At 70.7% G+C, this 25,014-nt stretch carries 19 protein-coding genes and 1 pseudogene; 12 read left to right on the top strand and 8 right to left on the bottom strand.

Annotated features, from left to right (window positions below; all coding sequences use genetic code 11):
* Positions 1 to 54 precede the first annotated feature (54 nt).
* A complete protein-coding gene (locus OHA03_RS24715; protein ID WP_267005971.1) occupies positions 55 to 864 on the top strand; it encodes an SGNH/GDSL hydrolase family protein in 810 nt (269 codons plus the stop codon).
* Positions 865 to 883: 19 nt separating this feature from the next.
* Here the strand turns inward: OHA03_RS24715 and OHA03_RS24720 are convergent, their stop codons facing one another.
* Positions 884 to 2,527 (bottom strand): serine/threonine-protein kinase, encoded by a 1,644-nt coding sequence (locus tag OHA03_RS24720; protein ID WP_267005972.1) that lies wholly within the window; start codon positions 2,525 to 2,527, stop codon positions 884 to 886.
* A 278-nt stretch (positions 2,528 to 2,805) separates the two neighbouring features.
* Here OHA03_RS24720 and OHA03_RS24725 point away from each other — a divergent pair, with 278 nt between their 5' ends.
* On the top strand, positions 2,806 to 3,069 hold the full coding sequence (locus OHA03_RS24725; RefSeq protein ID WP_267005973.1) for a hypothetical protein: 264 nt from the start codon (positions 2,806 to 2,808) through the stop codon (positions 3,067 to 3,069).
* Between the two features lie 78 nt (positions 3,070 to 3,147).
* Here OHA03_RS24725 and OHA03_RS24730 read toward each other — a convergent pair.
* Positions 3,148 to 3,314, bottom strand: a pseudogene (locus OHA03_RS24730) (CoA transferase); the annotation flags it as partial.
* Positions 3,315 to 3,534: 220 nt separating this feature from the next.
* Here OHA03_RS24730 and OHA03_RS24735 point away from each other — a divergent pair.
* Positions 3,535 to 5,280, top strand: coding sequence for an amidohydrolase (locus OHA03_RS24735; RefSeq protein WP_267005974.1), 1,746 nt, complete (start codon positions 3,535 to 3,537; stop codon positions 5,278 to 5,280).
* A 98-nt stretch (positions 5,281 to 5,378) separates the two neighbouring features.
* Here OHA03_RS24735 and OHA03_RS24740 read toward each other — a convergent pair whose 3' ends face one another.
* Both OHA03_RS24740 and OHA03_RS24745 read right to left on the bottom strand, forming a co-directional pair.
* Positions 5,379 to 6,206, bottom strand: a complete 828-nt coding sequence (locus OHA03_RS24740) for an ABC transporter permease (protein ID WP_267005975.1) — start codon at positions 6,204 to 6,206, stop codon at positions 5,379 to 5,381.
* Positions 6,203 to 7,180: an ATP-binding cassette domain-containing protein gene (locus OHA03_RS24745; RefSeq protein ID WP_267005976.1), complete on the bottom strand. Its 978-nt coding sequence runs from the start codon at positions 7,178 to 7,180 to the stop codon at positions 6,203 to 6,205. Before OHA03_RS24745 ends, OHA03_RS24740 begins: the two co-directional genes overlap by 4 nt.
* A gap of 64 nt (positions 7,181 to 7,244) precedes the next feature.
* Between OHA03_RS24745 and OHA03_RS24750 the strand changes: the two genes are divergently transcribed.
* Positions 7,245 to 7,952, top strand: a complete 708-nt coding sequence (locus tag OHA03_RS24750) for a TetR/AcrR family transcriptional regulator (protein WP_267005977.1) — start codon at positions 7,245 to 7,247, stop codon at positions 7,950 to 7,952.
* Between the two features lie 21 nt (positions 7,953 to 7,973).
* On the opposite strand, the gene OHA03_RS24755 is transcribed toward OHA03_RS24750, so the two are convergent.
* The 3 genes from OHA03_RS24755 to hmgA all read right to left on the bottom strand — a co-directional run bounded on the left by OHA03_RS24755 (position 7,974) and on the right by hmgA (position 11,432).
* Positions 7,974 to 9,191, bottom strand: coding sequence for a type ISP restriction/modification enzyme (locus OHA03_RS24755; protein WP_267005978.1), 1,218 nt, complete (start codon positions 9,189 to 9,191; stop codon positions 7,974 to 7,976).
* A 72-nt stretch (positions 9,192 to 9,263) separates the two neighbouring features.
* Positions 9,264 to 10,031 (bottom strand): GntR family transcriptional regulator, encoded by a 768-nt coding sequence (locus OHA03_RS24760; protein ID WP_267005979.1) that lies wholly within the window; start codon positions 10,029 to 10,031, stop codon positions 9,264 to 9,266.
* A 63-nt stretch (positions 10,032 to 10,094) separates the two neighbouring features.
* Positions 10,095 to 11,432 (bottom strand): homogentisate 1,2-dioxygenase, encoded by a 1,338-nt coding sequence (gene hmgA, locus OHA03_RS24765; protein WP_267005980.1) that lies wholly within the window; start codon positions 11,430 to 11,432, stop codon positions 10,095 to 10,097.
* Between the two features lie 177 nt (positions 11,433 to 11,609).
* On the opposite strand from hmgA, the gene OHA03_RS24770 reads away from it, so the two are divergent.
* The 8 genes from OHA03_RS24770 (at position 11,610) to OHA03_RS24805 (ending at position 23,403) form a co-directional block, all read left to right on the top strand.
* The gene (locus OHA03_RS24770; protein ID WP_267005981.1) at positions 11,610 to 13,784 is read left to right on the top strand and encodes a right-handed parallel beta-helix repeat-containing protein; all 2,175 of its coding nucleotides are present in this window, start codon (positions 11,610 to 11,612) and stop codon (positions 13,782 to 13,784) included.
* Positions 13,781 to 14,647, top strand: coding sequence for a hypothetical protein (locus OHA03_RS24775; RefSeq protein ID WP_267005982.1), 867 nt, complete (start codon positions 13,781 to 13,783; stop codon positions 14,645 to 14,647). The genes OHA03_RS24770 and OHA03_RS24775 overlap by 4 nt, the downstream gene beginning before the upstream one ends.
* Entirely contained in the window at positions 14,644 to 15,927 is a 1,284-nt protein-coding gene (locus OHA03_RS24780; protein WP_267005983.1) for a hypothetical protein, read from the top strand. Before OHA03_RS24775 ends, OHA03_RS24780 begins: the two co-directional genes overlap by 4 nt.
* A gap of 46 nt (positions 15,928 to 15,973) precedes the next feature.
* Positions 15,974 to 16,594: a TetR/AcrR family transcriptional regulator gene (locus tag OHA03_RS24785; RefSeq protein WP_267005984.1), complete on the top strand. Its 621-nt coding sequence runs from the start codon at positions 15,974 to 15,976 to the stop codon at positions 16,592 to 16,594.
* Positions 16,595 to 16,796: 202 nt separating this feature from the next.
* Positions 16,797 to 19,076 (top strand): molybdopterin oxidoreductase family protein, encoded by a 2,280-nt coding sequence (locus OHA03_RS24790; RefSeq protein ID WP_267005985.1) that lies wholly within the window; start codon positions 16,797 to 16,799, stop codon positions 19,074 to 19,076.
* 121 nt (positions 19,077 to 19,197) lie between these two features.
* On the top strand, positions 19,198 to 20,622 hold the full coding sequence (locus tag OHA03_RS24795) for a CitMHS family transporter (protein WP_267005986.1): 1,425 nt from the start codon (positions 19,198 to 19,200) through the stop codon (positions 20,620 to 20,622).
* 3 nt (positions 20,623 to 20,625) lie between these two features.
* Positions 20,626 to 21,891 (top strand): MFS transporter, encoded by a 1,266-nt coding sequence (locus OHA03_RS24800; protein ID WP_267005987.1) that lies wholly within the window; start codon positions 20,626 to 20,628, stop codon positions 21,889 to 21,891.
* A 138-nt stretch (positions 21,892 to 22,029) separates the two neighbouring features.
* Positions 22,030 to 23,403 carry an ABC transporter ATP-binding protein gene (locus OHA03_RS24805; RefSeq protein WP_267005988.1) on the top strand — a complete coding sequence of 458 codons (1,374 nt, stop codon included), beginning with the start codon at positions 22,030 to 22,032 and terminating at the stop codon, positions 23,401 to 23,403.
* A gap of 37 nt (positions 23,404 to 23,440) precedes the next feature.
* Here the strand turns inward: OHA03_RS24805 and OHA03_RS24810 are convergent, their stop codons facing one another.
* Positions 23,441 to 25,009 carry an IS1182 family transposase gene (locus OHA03_RS24810; protein WP_267004641.1) on the bottom strand — a complete coding sequence of 523 codons (1,569 nt, stop codon included), beginning with the start codon at positions 25,007 to 25,009 and terminating at the stop codon, positions 23,441 to 23,443.
* Positions 25,010 to 25,014 lie beyond the last annotated feature (5 nt).

Here is a 25,014-nt window from a genome sequence, read left to right on the forward strand (position 1 = left end):
GCTGCTACCACTGAGTAGGCAGAGATCCTGCCGGTTCGGTCCAAGGGAGGTTCCATGAAAATGTCCAGACTTGTGGCGTTCTCGTCCTCGCTTCTGCTCGGTGCCGTACTCGCCCTCACCGGGGCAGCCACCGCGAACGCCGCATCGTCCGTCCAGGCCATCGACTACGTTGCCCTCGGCGACTCGTACTCCTCCGGGGTCGGGTCCGGCAGCTATGACAGTGCCAGTGGTGACTGCAAGCGCAGCACCAAGGCCTACCCCAAGCTCTGGGCGAACGCCAACTCGCCCGCGTCGTTCGCCTTCACCGCCTGCTCGGGTGCCCGCACCGATGATGTGACGGCCGGACAGCTCTCCCCGCTCACCTCCTCGACCGACCTCGTCTCGATCTCCATCGGCGGCAATGACGCAGGCTTCGCCGATGTCATGACCACCTGTGTGCTCCAGTCGGAGTCCACCTGCCTCAGCCGTATCGCCGCAGCCCGCAGCTACGTCGACACCACCCTGCCCGGCAAGCTCAACTCGGTGTACACCGCGATCAGGTCCAAGGCGCCGTCCGCCCGTGTCGTCGTCCTCGGCTACCCCCGCTTCTACAAGCTCGGCGGCAGCTGCATCGCCGGTCTGAGCGAGACCGAGCGCTCCGCCATCAACAGCGCGTCCGACTACCTCAACGCGGCCACCGCCAAGCGCGCGGCCGACCACGGCTTCACCTTCAGCGATGTCGCCGGGAGGTTCACCGGGCACGAGATCTGCTCGGGAAGCGCGTGGCTGCACAGCGTCAACTGGCTCAACATCGGTGAGTCGTACCACCCCACCGCAGCCGGACAGTCGGGCGGCTACCTGCCCGCCTTCAGCTCGGCCGCCTGACCGGGCGGACCGCCCGGGTTCAGTCCTCCGCCGGGTAGGAGGCCCCGTTCGACGGGGTCTCCGTCCGGCAGGTCACCGAGAACTCCACCCCGTTCGAGGTGACCGCGACCGGACTCCTGACCTCCAGCGTGATCGTTCCGTGGTACGTGGTGTCCTGCTGATACGTCAGTTCCGTGTGCGACACCTGCTTCGCGCGCCCGTCACCGGAACCGAAGGACAGCGACTGCCAGCCGGGATCGGAACTCGTACCGTCCTTCAGTACCCACCGGTACTCGACCTCAGCCGGTGTACGCCCCACCGTGACGGTCGCCTCGACCGCAGGCGCCGATGCGTGAGGGGGAGGACAGCTGCCCTCGTAACTGCCGCGCACCGAGGTGAGATAGACCGTCACGGTCTGCGGCGGCGGCTTGCTCGTACTGCTGTGGCTGCTTCCGCCGTTTCCCGCCTTGCCCGCGGTGTCTCCGTCGTCGGTGGAGCCGCTGCCGCCCTGCGCTCCGGCGGATCCGGGTGCCTCCTGCGCGGCGGGCGTCGTGTGCGGAGCACTGCTGCTGGTCGCACCCTGGCCGCTGCCCGTGGCACCTCCCGTGTCGCCTTCGTCGCCCCGGTCCGCGAGCGTCCAGACGATCCCGCCGACCGCCAGGAGCAGCACCGCCAGGCCCACGGCGAGCAGCGTGACCGCCCGGCGCGGCGTCCCGGCGGGAGCGACTTCGGCCGTCGTGGACGGGTCCGGGGCGGGCGGCGGGGGTACCGGAAGAGGCGCCCGGGGCGTGAGGGTGTCGGCCGTCATCGTCGGACCGTACGGATCCGGCGCACCCGCCGCGGTGGTGCGTGGCGCCCCGCCCGCCGCGATGATGCGCAGTTGATGCTCGGCCTGTTCGGCGGAGAGCCGCTCGGTGGGATCCTTGCGCAACAGCCCCTCGATGACCGGGGCGAGCGGGCCGGCCCGCCGGGGCGACGGCAGCTCTTCGTCGACCACCGCCCGGAGGGTGTTCAGCGGTGTGTTCTGACGGAACGGCGAATTGCCCTCGGTCGCGGCGTACAGAAGCACGCCGAGTGACCACAGATCCGACTCGGGCCCCGGCGTGCGCCCCAGTGCGCGTTCCGGTGCGAGGAACTCCGGCGAGCCGATCAGCTCACCCGTCATGGTGAGCGCGGACGTCCCCTCGACCATGGCGATACCGAAGTCCGTCAGCACCACCCGACCGTCGTTGGCGAGGAGCACATTGCCGGGCTTCACATCACGGTGCAGCACCCCGGAGGCATGGGCGCTGCGCAGCGCGGCCAGCACCTCCGCGCCGATGCGCGCGGCCCGCTGAGGGGTCATCGGGCCCTCGGTGTCGAGCACTTCGGAGAGAGCGAGCCCCCGGACCAGCTCCATCACGATCCATGGACGGGAGTCCTCGGTCGCCACGTCGTAGACGGTCACCACATTGCGGTGCGAGACCCGGGCCGCCGCCCACGCCTCCCGCTCCAGGCGCGCGTACAGCCTTTGTACGTCGGAGGAGGCGAGCCCCGACGGGGCGCGTACCTCCTTCACGGCGACCTCGCGCCCCAGCACCTCGTCGCGCGCCCGCCACACGACCCCCATCCCGCCCTGGCCCAGGGGGCCCAGCAGGCGGTAGCGGCCCGCGATCAGTCGGTCGTCGCCCGGCACTTCGCTCACGGTGATCCCCCATCCGCAGGAGTGGCGGCAGCACGGCGGAAACCTCTCCACGCTAGCTCAGACCGGCCCGTTCCAGACCCCCTTGCGCAACAATCCGCCCCTGCGGTGCAACCGCTCCCGATCTGTCCAACTCGCCCTGGAATCGGGCGAATTATGAGCCCGATCGTCAACCTCCGTATATGTGTGCTCAATCCGACGACCGGGATACACGAGTGTCATAGTGGGGGGATAGGGTTAACCTGCCCGGGCCGGGTGCCCTCGTACGGGTGGGGAGTGACATGGAACAGATAGCGATGCGCAGCAGGCCGCGTGTGCCTGCCATCACATGTGGGAGCAGCGCGACCAGTTCGCGACTCGACCGCCATCTCGCAGTGCTCGGCGGTCCCGCCGTCCCGCAGCGCGAGAGTGCGGAAGCGACGCTGCTGATGCTCGAGCTCACCTCGCGCGACGCCGCGCACACCCGCCGGAGCAGGAGCGCGCGTGTCTCGCTCTTCGCGCCGCTGCGGCGACTGCGGCGCTCGCTCTTCGGCGGCCGCCACTGACCCGACGGCCCGTCACCACCGGTCCGGCCCCTGACCGATCGCTCGTCCCTGACTGAACCGGCCCACCGCTCGGGCCGCTCAGGCGATCACACCGTCCCGGCGCAGCGCTGCTCCCTGCTCGTCCGTCATCCCCGCGGCCCGCAGCAGCGCTTCGGTGTGCTCGCCGAGCGTCGGTACGGCTCCCGTTCCCGGCTCCCGCCCCTGGTGCCGCGCCGCCCCGGCGCGGTGATCGGCGGCAGCACGGCCGGCGGCGCCTGCCCGGATCGCCTGCCAACTCCGGCCACCCCGGCGTCTGTTCGCCGAGTCGGTGCCACTCCCGTCGTGCGTCGTGCGGACCCATGGCGGGTGCGGGCGAGCCCGTGTACGTAACAACTTTTTCATCACGAGATGTTGACGTCGAAAACTTCCCGGGCCAGGGTGCTGATCGTTTGGCACGTACACGGCACCTCACCCCCGGAGGCGTACATGTGTGACCTGCACGATCAGCACGAGCACGCGCACGAAGCCGCCATGGCGGCCGGTCCGGTCCTCAGCCGGAGACGGATCATGCAGATGCTCGGCGCGGCAGGGGTGACCACCGCAGTGATGGCGGCCGACGCCGACCCGGCGATGGCCGCGGCCTCCGAGGCGGCCGACGTCGCGACGGACGACGGTTACGCGGCTCCGAAGGGACTGGCGCAGGACAGCCCGGCCAAGCAGGCGGCGATGGGCTGGATCGACGGCAACAGCGGCCGGATCACCGCGCTCAACGCGGAGATCTGGGACCACGCCGAGCTCAGCCTGCGCGAGTGGAACTCCTCACTGGCCGAGGCGGGGTTCCTGGAGAAGGCGGGCTTCGACGTCGAGTTCGGCACCGCGGGCTTCCCGACCGCGTTCACCGCCACGTTCCGTTACGGCAGCGGCGGCCCGGTACTCGGCTTCAGCGGGGAGTACGACGCGCTGCCCGGGCTCTCGCAGAACAAGGGCGTCGGCCACCACGACCCGCGCGAGTACATCCACGATCCGTTTGCGCCCGGTTACGGCCCCGGACACGGTTGCGGGCACAGTGCGCTGGGAACGGCCGCGGCGGCCGCCGCGGCCGCTGTCGCCCAGGCCGCGAAGAAGCACCGGCTTCCGGTCACCGTGAAGTTCTTCGGTTCGACGGCCGAGGAGGCACTGATAGGCAAGACGTACGCCGTCAGCAAGGGCGTGTACGACGGCCTGGACGCCTTCCTGGACTGGCATCCGTCCACGGCCAACGCCACCGGCTGGGGCACCACCACCGCGATGACGGCGGTGACGTTCACCTTCCTGGGGGTCGCCGGACACGGCGGCACCCCGCTCGGCAACAAGAGTGCGCTGGACGCCGCAGTGATGATGGCGACGATGTCGGAGTTCCTGCGCGAGGAGAACCTCGCCCCGTCGGGCCGGCTCCACTGGGTGATCAACAACGGTGGTGACATCCCCAATGTCACCCCGGAGATCGCCGAGATCTCGTACTACGTACGAGAAGGCAGCCCGGCCCGCGTGCAGGTGCTGCTCGACAAGGTGATCGCGGTCTCTGAAGCGGCGGCGAAGGCCAGCCGGACCACGGTCGGACACCGGATCACCTCGGCCTGCTGGAACCAGCTGCCGTCGAAGTCCTTCGCCGAACTGCTGCACGAGAACATGACGCAGATCGGTCCGCCCGCGTTCACCGACGAGGCGCACGCGTTGGCGAAGGAACTCCAGGAGTCACTCGGACTGCCGGCCGCCGGCATGCACGACAAGGTGGGCGCGCTCACCCCGCCCAACCCGGTCTTCATGGGCGGCGGTTCGACCGATGTCGCGGACATCAGCTGGAATGTGCCGACCGTGTCGATGGGCGCGGCCCTGGCCCCGATCGGCACCAAGATGCACACCTGGTCCACGGCCGCGTGCGCGGCCGCCGCTCCCGGTCAGGCGGCGGTGCTCGCGGCGGCGAAGTATCTGGCGGCGACCGCGGTCGATCTGGTCACGCAGCCGGAGCGGCTGAAGGCGATCAAGGCCGAGTTCGCGGAACGCACCAAGGGGCTGGAGTGGAAGACGGCGCTGCCGGAAGGCTATGAGCCGCCGATGTACGAGCCGCCGGCCTGGTTCCTGAAGAAGACCGGACAGAAGTGGCCGCCGGACAACATCACCTGGCCGCCGAAGCGGGTCGTGTCGCACGAGAAGTTCTCCTCGCTGGGACCGGAGCTGACACCTCAGAAGTAGAGGGCGGGCGCCGGGGTGTGCGCGTGGCATGCCCCGGCGCCGGGTGACGCCCGCCTGGTGGCGGAATCGGTGCTCAGGGCCGCCGGAGCCGGCCCGGGTCACTCGCCGCCGCGCGCATGACGCCGTACGGCCAGTGGTACGAAGACCGCGAGCAGCACCGCCGACCAGGCGAGTGTGCCCGCCACCGGGTGGGCGACCGGCCAGGCGACGTCGGCGGGCGGTGATGCGTTGCCGAACAGGTCGCGGGTGGCGGTGGCCATGGCGCTGATCGGGTTCCACTCCGCGACCGTCCGCAGCCAGCCCGGCAGGTTGTCGGTCGGGATGTAGGCGCTGGACAGCAGCGGCAGGATGAAGGTGGCACTGCCCAGTTGGCCGGCCACCTCCTCGTTGCGGATCAGCAGGCCCAGCCAGCAGCCCATCCATGACGTGGCGAACCGGAGGAGCAGCAGCAGCCCGAAGGCGCCCAGGGCGGCGAGCGGGCCGCCCTCGATCCGCCAGCCGACCGCGAGTCCCACCAGGATCAGCGGGACCATGCCGATGGCCGTGGTCAGCAGATCGGCGGCGGTCTGGCCGAACGGTACGGCGGGCCGGCTCATCGGCAGTGTGCGGAACCGGTCCATCACCCCGCGGTGGCAGTCCTGCGCGGACTGGAACATCCCGGTCATGATGCCGTTGGCCGCCGTCGACGCGAGCAGGCCCGGAACCAGGAACGCGCGGTACTCCTGGCCGGGCATGGCCAGGGCGCTGCCGAACACGTAGCCGAAGAACAGCAGCATCGTGATCGGCATGGTCTGGGTCAGGATCACTACGCCCGGGGCTGCTTTGATCCGCTGCAGATGGCGGCCCAGTACGGCCAGGCTGTCGGCGATCGGGGTGCCCTTGGCGGGTCCGGTGCGCTGCTCGTGGGCCAGTACGGTGCTGCTCATGCTGCCGTCTCCTTCAGGGGCGGGGAGGTGCGGCCGTCGCCGCGGCCGGTCAGGCGGAGGAAGACCTCGTCGAGCGTCGGCGGGCGCAGGCTCACATCGATCAGCGGTACGTCGGCCGCGTCGAGTTCGCGGACGATACGGGGGAGGGTGAGCGTGGTGTCGGTCGCGACGGCGCCCACGGTGCGGCGCTCGTGGTCGATCACCGGTTCGGCGCCGGTGAGTTGGTCGAGGACGGCCGCCGCCGGGATGAGCGCCGACGCTCGGGGGACGACCACCTCGGCGTACGAACCGATGAGGGCCTTCAGCTCGGCGGGGGTGCCGCGGTGGGCGGTCCGGCCCCGGTCGATCAGCACGATGTCGTCGGCCAGCTGATCGGCCTCCTCCAGATACTGCGTGGTGAGCAGGACGGTCGTGCCCCGGTCGGCCAGTTCGCGTACCGCCGCCCAGATCTGGTTGCGGCTGTGCGGGTCGAGTCCGGTGGTCGGCTCGTCCAGGAAAAGCACCCTCGGCCGGGTCAGCAGACTGGCGGCGAGGTCGAGGCGGCGGTGCATGCCGCCGGAGTAGGTGCGGGCCGGGCGGTCGGCGACGTCGGTCAGCTCGAAGCGTTCCAGGAGCTCGTCGGCGCGGCTGCGCGCGGCCTCGCCGCGGAACCGTAGGAGCTTGGCGAAGAGCCGCAGGTTCTGCCGGCCGGTGAGCTCGCCGTCGACCGAGGCGTTCTGCCCGGTGACGCCGATCGCCGCGCGTACCGAGCCCGCCTCGCGCACCACGTCGTGCCCCGCGACCCTGGCGCTTCCGCCGTCCGGGGCCGTCAATGTGGTGAGCACCCGGACAGCGGTGGTCTTGCCCGCGCCGTTCGGCCCCAACACTCCGCAGACGGCACCCTCGGCGACTGCGAGATCGAGTCCGCGCAGCGCATGGACATCGCCGTAGTACTTCTCCAGACTTTCACTAAGTACGGCGTACGTAGTTGTCATGTGGCCCACCGTAGCGCACTACGTACGGTGTACGTAACTAGGATGGTGAGAGAGGTGATGATCGATGGTGGGGCGACCCGCTGTACCCGAAGTGATCTGGGCGCGCCCCGAGCGTGCGGGCCGCGGCCCCAGGCCCGCGTTCAGCCGCGCCGACATCGCGGCAGCCGCCGTCCGTATCGCCGATGCGGAGGGCTTCGACGCGGTGTCCATGCGGAAGGTCGCGGCGGAGCTCGGCTGCGGCACGATGTCGCTCTACAACTACGTGCCCCGCAAGGAGGACCTGTACGAGCTGATGCTCGACGCGGTCAGCGGCGGGTACGAGTTCCCGGAGCCGTCCGGCGACTGGCGTGCCGATCTCGTCGCGCTGGCCCATCAGGCCCGCGAGATGATGCACCGCCACACCTGGGTGCCGCGGCTCATGTCACCCGTGTACGGCTTCAGCCCGAACGCGCTGCGGTATCTGGAGTACACGCTCAGCTGCCTGGACGGGGTCGACGCACGGTTCGGCGAGAAGATGGAACTCATCGCCATGGTCAACGGCGTGGTGACCACCTATGTGGCCAACGAGATCGCCACGGCGGAGCGCAGCCGGTCGCTGCCCTGGTCCGAGGAGCAGGAGCACGCCGCGCGCACCGGCTATCTGATCAGCCAGATCGCGACCGGGAAGTATCCGCGGATGGCGGCGGGATTCGCCGAGGACCCCGGGCCGATCGATCTGGACGGGGTCTTCGACCGGGCGCTGCACCGGGTACTGGACTCGTTCGACCGTTAGCGCGGATGCGCCCCGATGCCGTCACAGCAGTGCGAACTGCCCGTCCGGCCCCTCCTCCTGGTGGTCGAGCACCGACGCGGGCCGCCGGGCCGTCGCCGTGACCGGCAGGACACCGGCCGCCCGCAGGTCGCCGGTGGTGAGCTGGGGGCCGTCGGTCAACGCCTGCTGTCGGGGCCGGAGTTCGGCGAGCAGCGCCAGCACGGTGATCAGTTCCAGCAGCTCCGAGGTCCACTCCTGGGGCCAGTCACGGGGCCGTATCGCTTCCAGACCGTCGGCCCCGTCCGTCGCTGCCCGCCGCTCGAACCACAGCTCGAGCATCCGCACCCCGCCCACCCGGAACTCCCAGGCCCCCGCCGGTACCGGCGCAATGCGTCCCGTACCCAGCAGGAGCGCCTCGTCGTCGGAGTCGTACTCCAGCGTGCCCGGCGCGGCCGGTACCGCGGCCCGCACATAGGGGCGCCGCCCGCCGGGCAGCCGAGGGCGCTCCCCGCCACGGGCGCCGCGCAGCTGCAGCCGCGACAGTTCCCGGCCCAGCTCCACCCCGGCCCACCATCGATCGGTGTCGGCGGGCAGGGGGACGACACACCCTGCGGGGGAGTGGCGGGCCGCCGTGACGATCCACGCCAGCACGGACTCCGCGCTGACCGCGTCCCCGTGCCGGGCGCGCAGCAGCCCGAGCAGACCGGGCGCCAGATTCGGTTCCAGTCCACCGGGCCGCCGGAAGAGCGGCCGGATCCGGCCGGGGCGGCCCGCCGGGGAGTGACCGTCGGGCAGCAGCGCCGTCACGGATAGGGCCGGACCGGCGTCCTGCGGTACGTACCCGTGCTCGACGGCGAAAAGTTGGTGACCGTCGGCGACGCGCCACAGCTCCGGGCGGGCGGCGTCGATCAGCCGGTGGTCGGGGATCAGCCACTGCTCGTCGAACGGGCCGTGCAGGATCCGTACTGGCTCGGGGCACGGGCCGGACTCCCGGGCGAACCGGGCGGTGGAGGTGGACTGTCCGGGCAGCGCCGCGACCGGAGTCTGCGGGGTACGGGAACGGGTGGGCCGGAAGAGCAGTTCGCGCTCGGCTCCCTCGGCGCGCACCAGCCGCGCCCAACGGGCCTTGAGGGAAGCGGCGTCCGGAGCCGTCACCCACTGGCGCCCGGTGCGCAGAGGTCGTACGGACCATGGCATGAGGTCGTCGAGCAACGGGACGTCGTCGTCCCCGCCGGCTCCGGCGCCCGCCCGTGCTGCCACCGTGTGGTCCTCCCCGTCGCCACGTCTGCCCGCCCCCGGCATCGTAACGGCGTGACGCGGGAGGGTGGCGGGTCAGTGCGCTTCCACCGTCACCGAGAAGGAGAACCGGTCCCCCCGGTACCGGATCTGCGCCACGTCCACCACCCGGCCGCTCTCGTCGTACGTCACCCCCGTGTAGAAGAGGATCGGGCTGAGCAGCGGGACCTGGAGGAGCTCGGCGGTGGCCGGGTCGGCGAGCCGCGCCTCGACCGTGTCCGTGATCCGTGCGATCCGGACGCCGACGCGGTCGCGCAGCACCTTGGTCATCGGCCAGCGTTCGAGATCGGCGGCATCGAGCCGGGCCGCGACCTCGGGATGCACGGCGTTCTCCGCCCAGTTGGTGGGCTCACCGCTGTCGCCGTCGCAGCGCAGCCGCCGGTAGCCGACCACCTCCGTGCACTCCGGGAAGTACTCCACGAGATCGCCTGTCAGCGCCAGCGGACCATGGCCGAGAACCGTGGTCCGCTCGCCCGACTGCTGGGCGACGATCGCATCGATCGAGCCGAGCAGCCGCACCGGCGACACCCGCCGGGCGCGCGGCTCGATGAAGGTGCCGCGCCGCCGGTGCCTGCTGATCAGCCCCTCCGTCTCCAGCTCCTTGAGCGCCTGCCGCATCGTGAGGACGCTGACGCCGTAGTGCGCGGCGAGCTGTTCCTCGGTCGGCAGCCGCAGCGAGGCGTCCTGGGCGCGGCCGAGTATGGAGGCGCGCAGGGACTGCGAGACCTGGTACCACAGCGGCAGTTTGCGGTTCAGGACCAGCGAGTCGGGGGCGAAGGCCGTCACCTGGGGCACCTGGGTCACTGGACTCTCCGTACTGCGACACTGCGGACGCGACGAGCGGGGGCTGGGAAGGGCGGGCTTCGCCTATGGCCGGAAGTTGCGTTCGAGACCCTGCCATACGTCGTCGTACCCGCGCTGCAGATGGTCGGCGGTTGCCGCCTGCCCGGTCGCCGTGACCGGCCAGCGGGTCTCGAACATGAAGGCAAGACCGTCGTCGATCTTCTGCGGCTTCAGCTCGGCCGCGCTCGCCCGGTCGAAGGTCTCCCGGTCCGGGCCGTGCGCCGACATCATGTTGTGGAGCGAGCCGCCGCCCGGCACGAAGCCGCCCTTGCCGGCCGTCTTCGCGTCGTAGGCACCCTCGATCAGCCCCATGTACTCGCTCATCACATTGCGGTGGAAGTACGGCGGGCGGAACGTGTCCTCGCCGACCAGCCAGCGCGGGGCGAAGACGACGAAGTCCACACCGGCCAGACCGGGGGTGTCGGACGGCGAGGTCAGCACCGTGAAGATCGACGGGTCGGGGTGGTCGTAGCTGATGGAGCCGATGACATTGAAGCGGTGCAGGTCGTAGACGTACGGGGTGTGGTTGCCGTGCCAGGCGACCACATCGAGCGGCGAGTGGTCGTAGGACGCGGACCAGAGGTTGCCGCAGAACTTGTTGATCACCTGGACCGGGCGGTCCTCGTCCTCGTACGCGGCGACCGGGGCGAGGAAGTCCCGGGCATTGGCAAGGCCGTTGGCGCCGATCGGACCGAGGTCGGGCAGGGTGAACGGCTGGCCGTAGTTCTCGCAGACGTAACCGCGCGCGGAGTCGTCGAGGAGCTCCACGCGGAAGCGGACGCCGCGGGGGATCAGCGCGACGTGGCCGGGGTCGGCGCGCAGCAGGCCCAGTTCGGTACGGAGCAGCAGACCGCCACGCTCCGGGACGATCAGCAGCTCGCCGTCCGAGTCGCTGAACACCCGGTCGGTCATGGCCGTGTTGGCGTGGTAGAGGTGCACCGCCATCCCCGTGCGCTGGGTGACGTCGCCGTTGCCGCCGAGGGTCCACAGGCCTGCCAGGAAATCCGTACCGGGCGCGGGCTCGGGCAGCGGGTCCCAGCGCAGCCGGTTCGGATCGGGGACGGACTCGGTGAAGGGGGCGGTGCGCACCGCGCCGTTGTCGATCCGGACGAACGGCGGGTGGGCGGCCGAGGGGCGGATCCGGTAGAGCCATGAACGGCGGTTGTGGGCGCGCGGTTCGGTGAAGGCCGAGCCGCTCAGCTGCTCGGCGTAGAGCCCGAGGGGCGCTCGCTGCGGCGAGTTACGGCCGTGCGGCAGCGCCCCCGGGACCGCCTCGGAGCTGTGCTCATTGCCGAAACCGGCGGAGTGCGCAAGCGCTTCCGCCGTCTTCCTCGCCTGCTCGATGCCGCTGGTGCCGCCCATGCCGCGCTCCCGGTGCCGAAGAAATCCTATGGGTCACCGTAGGAATCAGATCGGGGCACGTCAACGGTGCGGGGCGCCGGCGCGCCGCGGATCCGGGGCGGGGCCGTGCCGGAAATCTTCTGGTCCGTCGCGCACAAGGGGGTTCCAAAAGTTGAACAATGCTCTACTCTCCCGCACATGTCGTGGACACGAAGACTTCTGGTGGTCCTGGTGGCACTGGCTGCCGCACTCCTCGCGGCCCCGGCCGCCCAGGCGCACGAGGAACGACCGGTCACCCTGCCCGACGGTTCCGGCAGTGTCCCGGTCCACCGCGCCGGCGAACCCGATCTGCTGGTCTGCAAGAGCGACCGGGCCGACTTCGGACGCCGGATATCCGGCTTTCCGGCGAAGCTCCGGGCACGCAACCTCGAACTCTTCGAACGGTGCCGGAAGTCCGGCTACCGCCATCTGCAACAGGCCGTCGACAAGGTCGACAAACCCGGCATGAACATCGCGATCCTGCCCGGCCTGTACGAGGAGGAGCCCTCGCTGCCCAGGCCGACGGGGGAGTGCGCGAGGCTCAAGGCGCCCAACTCTCAGCTCGGCTACCAGATCCTGTCGTACGCGCAGCAGAAGCAGTGTCCGCACAACCAGAACCTGGTGGCGATCCTCGGCAAGAAGCGGCTCCAGATCGAGGGGACCGGGGCGGAGCGGACCGACGTCGTCATCGACGCCAAGTACCAGAAGCTCAACGCGATCCGCGCGGACGGCTCCGACGGCATCTACTTCAAGAACTTCACCGCCCAGCGCACCACGTTCAACTCGCTGTACGTGCTGGCACAGGACGGCTTCGTCATCGACGACGTCCTCACCCGGTGGAACGACGAGTACGGCTTCCTCACCTTCGCCAGTGACCACGGGCTGTACAAGAACTGCGAGTCGTACGGCAACGGCGACTCCGGCATCTATCCCGGCAGTGCGTCGGACATCAACGACGGATACGGCTACGACGTGCCGCGCTACTCCATCGAGATCACCGGCTGCCGGAGCCACCACAACATGGTCGGCTACTCCGGCACCGCGGGCGATTCCGTTTACGTCCACGACAACGAGTTCGACCACAACATGGGCGGCGCCTCTATGGACAGCGCCTTCCCGGGCCACCCCGGCCTCCCGCAGAACCACGCACGCTTCGAACGCAACCTGATCCACGACAACAACGCCGACTACTATCCGTACGTCGCCGACGGCACCTGCGCCAAACCGCCGGTGGAGCGCGGCTACGAGGACGGTGTCGTCTGCCCGCAGATCTCCATGCCGCCGGGCACCGGCATCATCACCGCGGGCGGCAACTGGAACATCTACGAGAACAACTGGATCTACGGACAGCAGCGCGCCGCCTTTTTCCTGAGTGCCGTCCCCGCCTTCATTCGCGGCGAGAACGCCCTGGCGAAGCAGGTCGACACCTCGCACCACAATCGGTACGCGGGCAACCACCTCGGCACGGACAAGGCGGGCCGTTCCCGGCCCAACCTCACCGATGTGTGGTGGGACGGCCAGGGCGACGGCAACTGCTGGCAGTCGGACACCGGGCCGTCCACACCGCGCTCGCTGCCCGAGTGCGGGGAGGCGCGCGGCGCGGTCTCCGGGCGCACTGATCGACTGGTGGGCGAACCGGTCAAACTCGCTCAATTGCTGGTCTGTGCCGACTACAACGTGCAGGCGCGGCGGCTGCCGGCCGGCTGCGACTGGTACGGCGCACGCGGCATCGAGCGCATCGAGGTACAGATCGCGCTGGGTGTCGCCCTGGTGCTCGTGCTGGTCGGCGGGGTGCTGTGGTGGCGCCGTCTGCGGCACAACCGGCTCGCCACAGCGGCCACGCTGCTCGGCTCGATCGGCCTCGGGCTGGATGTGGCCGGCGCGACGACGGGCTTTGCGTCCTCCTGTCTGCCCGCGGTGGCGCTGCTGCTGACCGGGGCGTGGTGGACCGGCATCGGGTTCGTACTGCGCGGCGAGCGACCCGGACTGGGCTGGACCACGATGGTGCTGGGCGTCCTGACCCTGCTCGACGCCTTCGACAAGGCCGTCCTGATGATCCCGTGGATCCCGATCGGCCCGGCCTGGGTGCGCGGCCTCCTCGGCGTCATCTGGGTGGTGTGGGCGGTGGTGGCCGCGGCGCGGCACGGTGAACGGGCGGTGCGGAGGAGGGCGGACCCGGGGCCGGGCGCGGACGCGGATGCCGATGCCGCGGACAGACAGGGTGGCGACGGGACGGGAGCCGGTGCGCATGCGGGGTCCGGATCGGCGGATTCCGGGCCGGACACGCACTCCGGGTCCGACCGGTCCGCCGCACCGGATCGGGACCGATCATGAAGCGAAGCCCCAGCCCTCTGCGGCACAACAGGTTCAGCACGCTCAACAGGCGGACGGCACGCACGGCTTCCCTCCGGCTCACCGTCGCCCTCCTCACCGCAGGCGCCCTCGTGGGCGGTGCGAGTGCCTGTGGCGGACGGGCGACCACCCACCACCGACCCGGTACCAGTCATGAACAGGCCAGCGGCAGCGTCGGCCGGCTCCTTGCCGCCGACGACGGATCCGGTCACCGGCTCCGTCAGGTCGACGCCGACGGCGCCCCTGCGGTGACCGTCGCCGTACGGCCGGACTCCGAGGACGGGTGGAACGTCCATCTCTCCGTACGGAACTTCAGGTTCACCCCGGACAGCGTCGGTGGCGCGGCGCTCCCCGGACGCGGCCACGCCCTGCTCCTCCTCGACGGTCACCCACTGGCCCGGCTCTACGGCCCCTGGTACCACCTCCCCGGCTCGCTCGTCCGCGGTGCGGGCGGCGGCCGCACCCTCACGGCCCGGCTGTACGCCGACGATCACACCGCCTGGGCCGTGCACTCCACACCGATCCAGGCCACCACTCCGCTCACCACCGATACTCCCGTCGGCACGCCCGCCGAACCCCGCCCCGACCGGACTCTGGAGATCGTCATCTCTCAGGGCAAGGTCAGCCCCGCCCCCGGCCGCATCGAGATCAAGAAGGGGCAGCGCATCGAACTGAGCGTCCGCACCGACCACGCCGACACCCTCCACGTCCACGGCTACGACAGGGAAGCGCGCCTGCCCGCCGGACGGACCACCACGCTCACCCTCACCGCCGATCGCACCGGGCTCTTCGAGGTCGAGACCCATGAGTCCGCACTGCTCCTGACCCAGCTCGTCGTGCGGTGAGCGTCCTCGCCCACGGCATCGGCTCCCAGCACGACCTGCCGCTGTCCCCCTTCCATGCGTTCGCCGGCGCGTTCGCCGCCCTCTTCGTCTCGTTTCTCGCCCTCGGCCTGCTCTGGTCCGCCTCCCGATTCCGCGGGGACCGGGCGGGCCGCCCGCTCCCGGTCGCCCTCCAGCGCCTTGCCGACGCCCGCCCGACCCGTACGGTCGCGCGCGTCGTGGGCCTGGCCGCCGCCCTGTTCGTCCTCCTCCACCTCCTCCTCGGCCCGAACGGGCCGGAGCGCAACCCGGCCGCGGGCACCGTCTATGTGCTCCTCTGGGTCGGGCTCGTCCCCGCCTCGCTCCTGCTCGGTCCCGTCTGGCGACTCCTCAATCCCCTGCGCACGCTCCACCTCCTCGTCTGCCGCGCACTCGGCCGCGACCCGGCCGCAGGCCGCCCCCTCCCCGTACGTCTCGGCCTGTGGCCCGCTGCGGCCGGACTGCTCGCCTTCACCTGGCTCGAACTCGTCGCCCCCGACCCCGCGTCGTCCACCGCCCTCCTTCTCTTCTTCGTGCTTCACGGCGTTGTCCACCTCGCGGGCGCCGCCCGATACGGCGCCCGCTGGTTCGACCAAGCCGACGCCTTCGAGGTCTACTCCGGCCTGCTCGCCCGGCTCTCCCCCCTCGGCCGCCGGCCCGCCGATCGCCGACTCGTCCTGCGCTCCCCGTTCAACGGACTCGATGCCGTCCCCCAGGTCCCCGGTCTCGTCGCCACCGTCTGCGTCATGCTCGGCTCCACCGCCTACGACGGCTTCTCCGACGCCCCCTCCTGGATCACCACCGTCCAGACCTCACCCCTGGGCCGCACCACCGCGGCCACGCTCGGACTGCTTGCCGCCGTCGCCCTCGTTGCCACCCTGTATGCCCTCTGCACCGGTGCCACCCGGCTGATCTCCGGTCAACTCCGCCACCCCCTCACCGCCTTCGCGCACTCGCTCGTCCCGATCGCCCTCGGCTACCTCGTCGCCCACTACTTCACACTCTTCGTCACCGAAGGTCCACACACAGTCATGGTGGCACTCGGCACTGACAACCCGGTCCCGCCCGAACCGCCCCTGGCCCCCGGCGGCATCGCCACGCTCCAGGTCGTCGCGATCGTCATCGGGCACGTCCTCGGCGTGGTCGCCGCCCACGACCGGTCCGTCCGCCTCTTCCCGCCCGCTCGCGCCGTCGCGGGACAACTCCCCCTGCTGGCCCTGATGATCGCGTACACCATCGGCGGACTGACCCTCCTCCTCGCCTGACCGCAGGTGTGCACCCGCCCCTCCCACAGAGGAGAGCCACGGCATCATGGAGCCCGTGCCCCATGCGAATACGAACCTCCGCCGCGCACCCGTGCAGCAGCGCAGTGCCGAACGCCTCTCCCGGATACTCGACGCCTGTGCCGAACTCCTCGACGAGACGGGTTACGAGCAGCTCTCCACCCGGGCCGTCGCGGCCCGCGCGGAAGTCCCGATCGGATCCGTCTACCGGTTCTTCTCCAACAAGCGCGCCCTCGCCGACGCCCTGGCCCGGCGCAACCTGGACAGTTACGCGGAGCGCATCATCGGCCGTCTGGCCACCATCCCGGCCGCCGACTGGCGCAGCGCCATCGACGCCGTGCTCGACGAATACCTCGAGATGAAGCGCTCCGTCCCCGGCTTCGCACTCGTCGACTTCGGCGCTCCGGCCCCCGTGGACGACCCGGCCTCCGATGCCAACCACCGCGTCGCGGACCGGCTCGCCCATCTGCTTTCCGGCCATCTGGGGCGTACCCCTGACGAAGATCTGCTCCGGACGATCCTGGTATGCGTCGAAGCCGCCGACGCGCTCCTCCAACTGGCCTTCCGTGCCGAGCCGTCGGGCGATCAGGCCATCGTTGCCGAGACCCGCGTCCTGATCCAGGCGTACCTGGCCCGGGTCCTGGACTGAACCCGGCGCCGCACGGCACCCCACGGCAGCGCGACCCACCGCGCGGCACCGCACCCTGCTTTGCGGAAATCCGCCGCGACCCCTGTCCCCGCCCTGCAACATCGTCGCGACAACACCTCCCCACCATGCGTACCGGTCGGTATGCTCGGCTGTGCTTGCCCACGTCTCCGCGCCACCGCTGTTGCCGCCCCGGGGAGGGCCCATGCCGCACGACTCCAGCAGTTCCCGCGAGTCCCGCACCGCCCTGCGCATCTGCCCCCTGTGCGAAGCCACCTGCGGACTGACCCTCACCATCGAGGGGACACGGGTCACCGGCGCCCGCGGCGACCGTGACGACGTCTTCAGCCGGGGCTTCATCTGCCCCAAGGGCGCGTCCTTCGGCGGGCTCGACGCCGACCCCGACCGGCTCCGCACCCCCCTCGTGCGCAAGGACGGCGTGCTGCAGGAGGCCAGTTGGAGCGAGGCGTTCGACGTGATCGCGGCAGCCCTGCCCGCACTGACCGAGCGGCACGGGCAGCAGTCCGTCGGTGTCGTCCTCGGCAACCCGAACGTGCACACCATGGCCGGCGCGCTCTACCCGCCGACCCTGCTCGCCACGCTCCGCACCCGGGCCCTCTTCACCGCGAGCACCCTCGACCAGATGCCCAAGCATGTCTCCAGCGGACTGCTCTTCGGCGACCCGAACGCCATCCCGGTGCCGGACATCGACCGCACCGACCATCTGCTGCTCCTCGGCGCCAACCCGCTCGAATCCAACGGCAGCCTCTGCACGGCCCCCGACTTCCCCGGCAGGCTCAAGGCGCTGCGTCGACGCGGCGGCACCCTCACCGTCGTCGACCCCCGCCGCACCCGGACCGCCCGCCTCGCCGACCGGCATGTCGCCATCCGCCCCGGCGCCGACGCACTCCTGCTCGCCGCAGTCACCCACGTACTCTTCGAGGAGAAGCTCACCGACCCCGGTACGCTCGCCGGCCATCTCGAAGGGCTCGACGACGTAGCCGACGCGGTACGGGAGTTCACCCCCGAGGCGGTCGCCGAGTCGAGCGACGTGGACGCCGCGACCATCCGTACGATCGCCCGGGAGCTGGCCGCCGCCCCCACCGCCGCCGTCTACGGGCGCATCGGCAGCTGCACCGTGGCGCACGGCACCCTCGCCAGCTGGCTCGTCGACGTCCTCAACATCCTCACCGGCAACCTCGACCGTCCCGGTGGTGCCCTCTTCCCGCTCTCCGCCACCGCCCGCGCCCCCCGGCCCGCCGCCCCCGGTAAGGGCTTTGCCCTCGGACGCTGGACGAGCCGGGTCTCCGGGCACCCCGAGGCCAAGGGTGAACTGCCCGTCGCCGCACTCGCCGAGGAGATCGAGACCCCGGGGGACGACCGGATCCGCGCCCTGATCGTCCTCGCCGCCAATCCCGTGCTCTCCGCACCCGACGGCGACCGCCTGGACCGGGCCCTGGCCGGGCTGGACTTCATGGTCAGCGTCGACCCGTACCTCAACGAGACCTCGCGCCACGCCCATGTGGTGCTGCCCCCGCCGCCGCCGTCGCAGAGCGCCCACTTCGACTTCGCGTTCAACGCACTCGCCGTACGCAACCAGGTCCGCTACACCCGCCCCGCCGTCCCGCTCGACGACGGCCTCCTGGACGAGAGCGAGATCCTCGCCCGGCTCGTCCTCGCCGTCTCCGGGATGCACGGAGCCGACCGGTCCGCCGTGGCTGCCGTGGACGCCGTGATCATCGACCGGGTGCTGACCAAGGCCGTCGCCGATCCTCTCTCGCCCGTGCACGGCCGCACCCCCGCCGAACTGGCCGCCGCGCTCACCGGCCGCACCGGTCCGGAACGCCGCCTCGACCTGATGCTCCGCCTGGGCCCGTACGGCGAAGGCTTCGGCGCCGACCCCGACGGCCTCACCCTGGACCGGCTGCTCGCCCACCCGCACGGCATCGATCTCGGCCCGCTCCGGCCCCGCATCCCGCAGGTCCTGACCACCCGCAGCGGACGCATCGAGCTCCTTCCCGCGGCGATCGCCGCCGACCTGCCGAGGCTCCGCAGCGCCCTCGCCGACCGGCCGGGAGCCGAGTCGCTCGTCCTCGTCGGCCGCCGCCATCTGCGCTCCAACAACAGCTGGATGCACAACGTCGCCTCGCTCGGTGGCGGCTCGAATGTCTGCACCCTCCAGATGCACCCGGCCGACGCGGCCCGGCTCGGACTGGCGGACGGCACCCCCGCCACGATCACTGCGGCCGGCGGCGCGCTGACCGTACCCGTGGAGATCACCGAGGGCATCCGGGCCGGAGTGGTGAGCCTCCCGCACGGCTGGGGCCACGACCGGCCCGGCACCCGGACGTCTGTCGCGTCCGCTGTCCCCGGAGTCAACGTCAACCAGCTCCTCGACGGCACCCTGCTCGACCCGCTGTCCGGCACCGCCGTCCTCAACGGCATCCCCGTCGCGGTGGCGCCCAGCACCTCACCTGCTCACTGACCTGGGGTTTTGCTCGTATTGCTCACATGTCAACGTCTTGTTAACGCAGCAAGACGCGCCCTAACGTCATCCGGACCGCCGACTCCGGTGGGAGTTCAAGGGTGAACGATAGGTATCCCACATGCTGACAATCCTCGGCTTTGCCATGATTGCGACCTTCCTGGTCCTGATCATGATGAAGAAGATGTCGCCGATCGCGGCGCTGGTCCTGATCCCCGCACTTTTCTGTGTCGCCGTCGGACAGGGCGCCAAGCTCGGTGACTACGTGATCGACGGCGTGGGCAACCTGGCCCCGACCGCCGCGATGCTGATGTTCGCCATCGTCTACTTCGGTGTGATGATCGACGTCGGCCTCTTCGACCCGATCGTCCGGGGCATCCTGCGCTTCTGCAAGGCCGACCCGATGCGGATCGTCGTCGGTACGGCGGTGCTCGCCGCGATCGTCTCGCTGGACGGCGACGGCTCCACCACCTTCATGATCACCGTCTCGGCGATGTATCCGCTCTACAAGCGCCTCAAGATGAGCCTCGTCGTGATGACCGGTGTCGCCGCGACGGCCAACGGTGTCATGAACACCCTGCCCTGGGGCGGCCCCACCGCCCGCGCAGCCACCGCGCTCAAGCTGGACGCGGGCGACATCTTCGTCCCGATGATCCCGGCGCTCGGCGTCGGACTGCTCGCGGTCATCCTCCTGGCGGTCGTCCTCGGCCGGCGCGAGCGCAAGCGACTCGGCTTCCTCACCCTCGACGAGGTCGTGGTCCAGGAGCCGGAGACGGTCCTCGTCGGTGCGGGCGGCGCGGCCGGCGGCAGCGACGGTACCCGTAGGACCTCCGGCGGAGCCGGTGCGGGCGCGGACGCCGAGCCCACGGCAGCGGCCCACGGAGACGCGGACGACGACGAGGGCTTCAAGGGTCTCGACCCGAACCGTGCCACCCTGCGGCCCAAGCTCTACTGGTTCAACGCCGGGCTCACCGTCGCCCTCCTCACCGCGATGATCATGGAACTGATGCCGATCCCGGTTCTCTTCCTGATCGGTGCGGCCCTCGCCCTCACCGTCAACTTCCCCCACATGCCCGACCAGCGGGCCCGTATCGCGGCCCACGCGGACAACGTCCTCAACGTGTCCGGCATGGTCTTCGCCGCCGCCGTATTCACCGGCGTGCTCTCCGGCACCGGCATGGTCGAGCACATGGCGGACTGGCTCGTCGGCGCGATCCCGGACGGCATGGGCCCGCACATGGCGATCATCACCGGCATCCTGAGCATCCCGCTCACCTACTTCATGTCCAACGACGGCTTCTACTTCGGCGTCGTCCCCGTGCTCGCCGAGGCCGGTGCCGCCCACGGCGTCTCCCCGCTGGAGATCGCCCGCGCCTCCCTGGTCGGCCAGCCGCTCCACATGTCGTCCCCGCTGGTCCCCGCCGTCTATGTGCTCGTCGGCATGGCGAAGGTCGAATTCGGCGACCACACCAGGTTCACCGTCAAATGGGCCGCGCTCACCTCACTCGTGGTGCTCTGCGCCGGCCTCCTCTTCGGAATCATCTGATCCATGGCCGACACGGAAGAGCCCGGCAGGAGCTGGCTGCTGCGCCTCGTCATCGCCTTCGCCTTCGCGCAGGGGGCGGTGTCGATGGCGCGGCCCGCCGTCTCCTACCGGGCTCTCTCGCTCGGTGCGGACGAGCGCGCCATCGGCGTGATCACCGGGGTGTACGCACTCCTCCCGCTCTTCGCCGCCGTCCCGCTCGGCCGCCGGACGGACCACGGCCGGTGCGCACCCCTGCTGCCCCTCGGTGTCGTCCTGATCGCCGGCGGCTGCGCTCTCAGCGGCACGGCGGGCTCCCTCCCGGCGATGGCGGCGTGGAGCGGTGTGATGGGGCTCGGCCATCTCTGCTTCGTGATCGGCGCCCAGTCGATCGTCGCCCGTCAGTCCGCCCCCGCCGAACAGGACCGAAATTTCGGCCACTTCACCATCGGCGCCTCGCTCGGCCAGCTCATCGGGCCGATCGCCGCGGGGTACGTGATCTCCGAGCGGGACGGTGCCCTGGCCCGTACGAGCGCACTCGCCCTGGTCGTCTCGGCGGCCGTCGCCGCCGCGTCCTTCGTCTCGCTCTGGCGCATCGAACACCGCACGGCGCCGGACGCCCGCGCGGCGGCCCGGGCCGACAAGGTGCCCGTCGGCCGCATCCTGCGTAACCGAGGTGTTCCGGCCGGCATCTTCATCAGCCTCGCCGTGCTCTCCGCGACCGACATCCTCACCGCCTATCTGCCCGTCGTCGGCGAGCACCGCTCCATCGCCCCCGCCACCATCGGGCTGCTGCTCAGCCTGCGGGCCGCCGCCACCATCGCCTGCCGCCTGGTGATGACGCCGATGCTGCGCCTCCTGGGCCGTACGGCGCTGCTCACCACGACCTGTCTGCTGGCCGGGCTGCTCTGCGCGGGCATCGCCCTGCCGGTCCCCGTCTGGGCGCTGGCCACGATGCTCGCCGTGCTCGGCTTCTGTCTCGGGGTCGGCCAGCCCCTGTCGATGACCACAGTCGTCCAGGCGGCCCCGGCGGAGGCCCGCTCCACCGCGCTCGCGCTCCGGCTGACCGGCAACCGGCTCGGTCAGGTCGCGGCCCCCGCGTCCGCCGGTGTGATCGCCGGAGTGGCGGGCACCGCCGCGCCGTTCGTGATGCTGGGTGCGCTTCTGCTCGCGGCGGCGGGGCTGGGGATGCGCGGAGGGCGCGCCCGGACCGCCGATGTGACCCCGGCCGTTCCCGCACCCTCACCCGTTCCCAGGTCCGAACTGCCCGCCGTGAACCAGAATCGCACCTGAAGCTTCCGACTCACCCGCACCAGTACTGCGCAACCTTTGCACGAGTCATTCCCAGCACCCCGGGTAGTGGGCTAATTTCAGCGCGTTGCAGCCGCTCCCCACCGCTCCACCTCACCATCCTCCCGGGCGGACCCACACATGACTCGCGCCATCTCCCTGCACAACGTCAGCAAGGCGTACGGACGGACCCAGCGTGCCGTCGACCGCTTCTCGCTCTCCATCGACCCGGGCGAGTTCGTCGTCCTGCTCGGCCCCTCGGGGTGCGGCAAGTCGACCGTGCTCCGCATGATCGCCGGCCTGGAGGAGATCACCGAGGGCGAGCTGCTGCTCGACGGCGAACCGGCCAACCACATAGCGCCCCGCGAGCGCGGCATGGCCATGGTGTTCCAGAACTTCGCGCTCTACCCGACCATGACCAACCGGGCCAACATCGGCTTCCCGCTGAAGCTGGAGAACCCCGGCCAGGACCACACCGCTCGCGTCGAGAACACGGCCAGGATGCTCGGCATCGAGAGCGTCCTCGACCGTTACCCGGGTCAGCTCTCCGGTGGTGAGCGCCAGCGCGTCGCCATGGGCCGGGCCATTTCGCGTCGGCCATCGGTATTTCTGATGGACGAGCCGCTCTCCAATCTCGACGCGAAGCTGCGCAACCATCTGCGGGCCGAAATATCGCAACTCACCCGGGAGTTGGGCGTCACCACCGTCTATGTGACGCATGATCAGGCCGAGGCGATGTCCCTCGGCGACCGGGTCGCCGTGATGCGCGGCGGACGGCTCCAGCAGGTCAGCCCGCCGCGCGAGGTCTACGCCCTGCCGGAGAACGTCTTCGTCGCCGCGTTCGTCGGTACCCCGCGCATCAACCTCCTCCAGGCCGTCGTCCACGCCCCCCTCGAAGGGCGCATGTCGATCGATCTGGGCCGCCAGCGGCTGCCACTGCCCGAGCCGCTCAGCCCCGACCACCAGTTGCTCCGCATCCAGCAGGGCCGCCAGATCATCGTCGGACTGCGCTCGGAGGCGGCGAGGATCGCTGCACCCAGCCAGGCCCGCCCCGGCGAGGTCGCGCTGAGCGGCATCGTCGAACACGTCGAGTACCAGGGGCACGAGGCACTGGTCCACCTCAACACGGGGTCGCAGCCCGCCGTGGTGCCCGACCTCGAATCGGCCCGACCCGACAGGATCGCCCAGCGCCGCCGCCGCGCCGCCGGCAGCAGTGGAACCGGCGGTGGGGTGGGCGTACTGGAACGGCTGAGGGAGCGCGCCACCGGCCATATCAGCGGCCCCGTCGTCGCCCTCGACGATCCGGAACCCGACCGTGGGCAGCCGGCCACCCGCACCCCCGACCGTCCCGCGATCACGGCCGGCGACCTGGTCGTCCGCACCGGCCCCGACATGCGGCTGCGCATCGGCGGGCAGGTCCCGCTCCTGGTCGACCTCGCGCATCTGTACGTCTTCGACCACTACGGCCGCCGGATCTGTCCCCTGCCGAAGGACATCCCCGGGCTCGACGTCTAGAAGCAACGCCGTGACTCTGTTGGTGATCTTGTGGGGGTCAGGTGACGGCGGTGCAGAGGGCGTGGAAGTGGCTGGGTGCTCGCCGGGGGCGCGTAGGGTCGGCGATCCAGTCGGTGATGCGGGTGACGTTGCAGGCCAGGCCGGTCAGTACGTGCTGGACGTGCGTCTTGGGCAGGCCTCGGTAGCGTGTCCGGCGCAGGCCGCAGGTGCGGACGTTCTGGGAGAGGGTGGCTTCGATGCCGGCGCGGATCGCGTAGCGGCGCTGCCAGTCTTCGGTGCGCTGGTCGAGGCGGTTGCGCTGCTGGATCTCGTGCAGTTCGCGGGTGGGCAGCAGTGCGAGCGAGCGCGGACCACTGACCGCCTTGGTGCACTGGGGTCGGACGGGGCAGGCCAGGCAGGTGGCCTTGTCGAACTTGACCTGGATGTAGTTGTGGCCGCTGATGTGCAGGGGACGCCACTCGCGGCTGACGGTGCCCTGGGGGCAGGTGGCCTGGCAGCGGTCCCAGTCGATGGCGAAGGCGGCCTTGTCGAAGCCGGCCCCGCTTTTGGCCTGGTGGCTGTGGTCGGGCACGACCGGGCCGAGCAGGGTGATGCTGTGTACCCGGTGAGCGCGTTCAATCTGCGCGGGGCTGATGTAGGCGGCGTCGACGGCGTGCTCGGCCGGGATGAGGCCGACCTGGGCCAGATCGTCGTGGATCTGGGCGGTGAGTTCGCCGTCCTGGACCGGGGCGATCGTGGTGGCCACATGCACGACCACCTCCGGCAGGTCTGACGTGCACGTCTCGGTGAAGTGAGTGCGGTAGCCGGACCAGGCGGTGTCACGTTTGACGCAGTAGTGCGCGTCGGTGTCGTACGGGGAGTCGAACCGCAGCGATGCCGGAGGCAGCGCGTGTCCGTCGCGCCAGCGCAGCCGCCCGCGGGTATCCCAGACGTAGTGGTGCACCCAGACCTGGCGCAGGATTTCCACCTGCGCCAACGCCCGGAGCTGGGGAGGGGCGTCGGCCGCCCACGCGGCGGCCAGGACCTTGTGTCCGTCCCGGCCGAAGGTCTCGGCCAGCGCGGTGACCCCGGCCTTCCCGCCGGGCACCTTGCCGATCTCGATCTTGCGCCCGTAGCGCTTGTCCCACTCCGGCTCGACCAGCGGCAGCAGCCAGTCCGGGTCCGCCTGGGCGAGCTGCTCGAGGGCGGCCCGCAGGCTCTCGCCGACCAGCTCCAGCCGGCTGAGCGTGCGCACCGCCGCAAGCACATGGGTCGCATCCGTGCGTTGCCGACCGCCGGATTTAAGCAGCCCGGCCTCGGTCAGCCGATGCAGCATCACTCGCAGCAGCCGGTCGGCCGCGTCGTCCTGGGCCAGCCTGGCCCGGAACTCGCACAGCACCGAGTGGTCGAAGCCGGGATCGTTCAACTCCAGGCCCAGGGCGTACTTCCAGTCGATCCTGGTGCGGACCGCGTTCGCGGCCGCGCGGTCCGAGAGGTTCTCCGCGAACTGCAGCACCGACACCAGCGCCAACTGCCCAGGTGACAGTCCCGGACGACCGTCCTTCGGATACAGGTCAGCGAACTCGCCGTCCTCGAACACCACATCCAGCCGGTCCCGTATCAGCATCGCCG

Source organism: Streptomyces sp. NBC_00154 (genome assembly GCF_026342835.1).
Classification (GTDB): Bacteria; Actinomycetota; Actinomycetes; order Streptomycetales; family Streptomycetaceae; genus Streptomyces.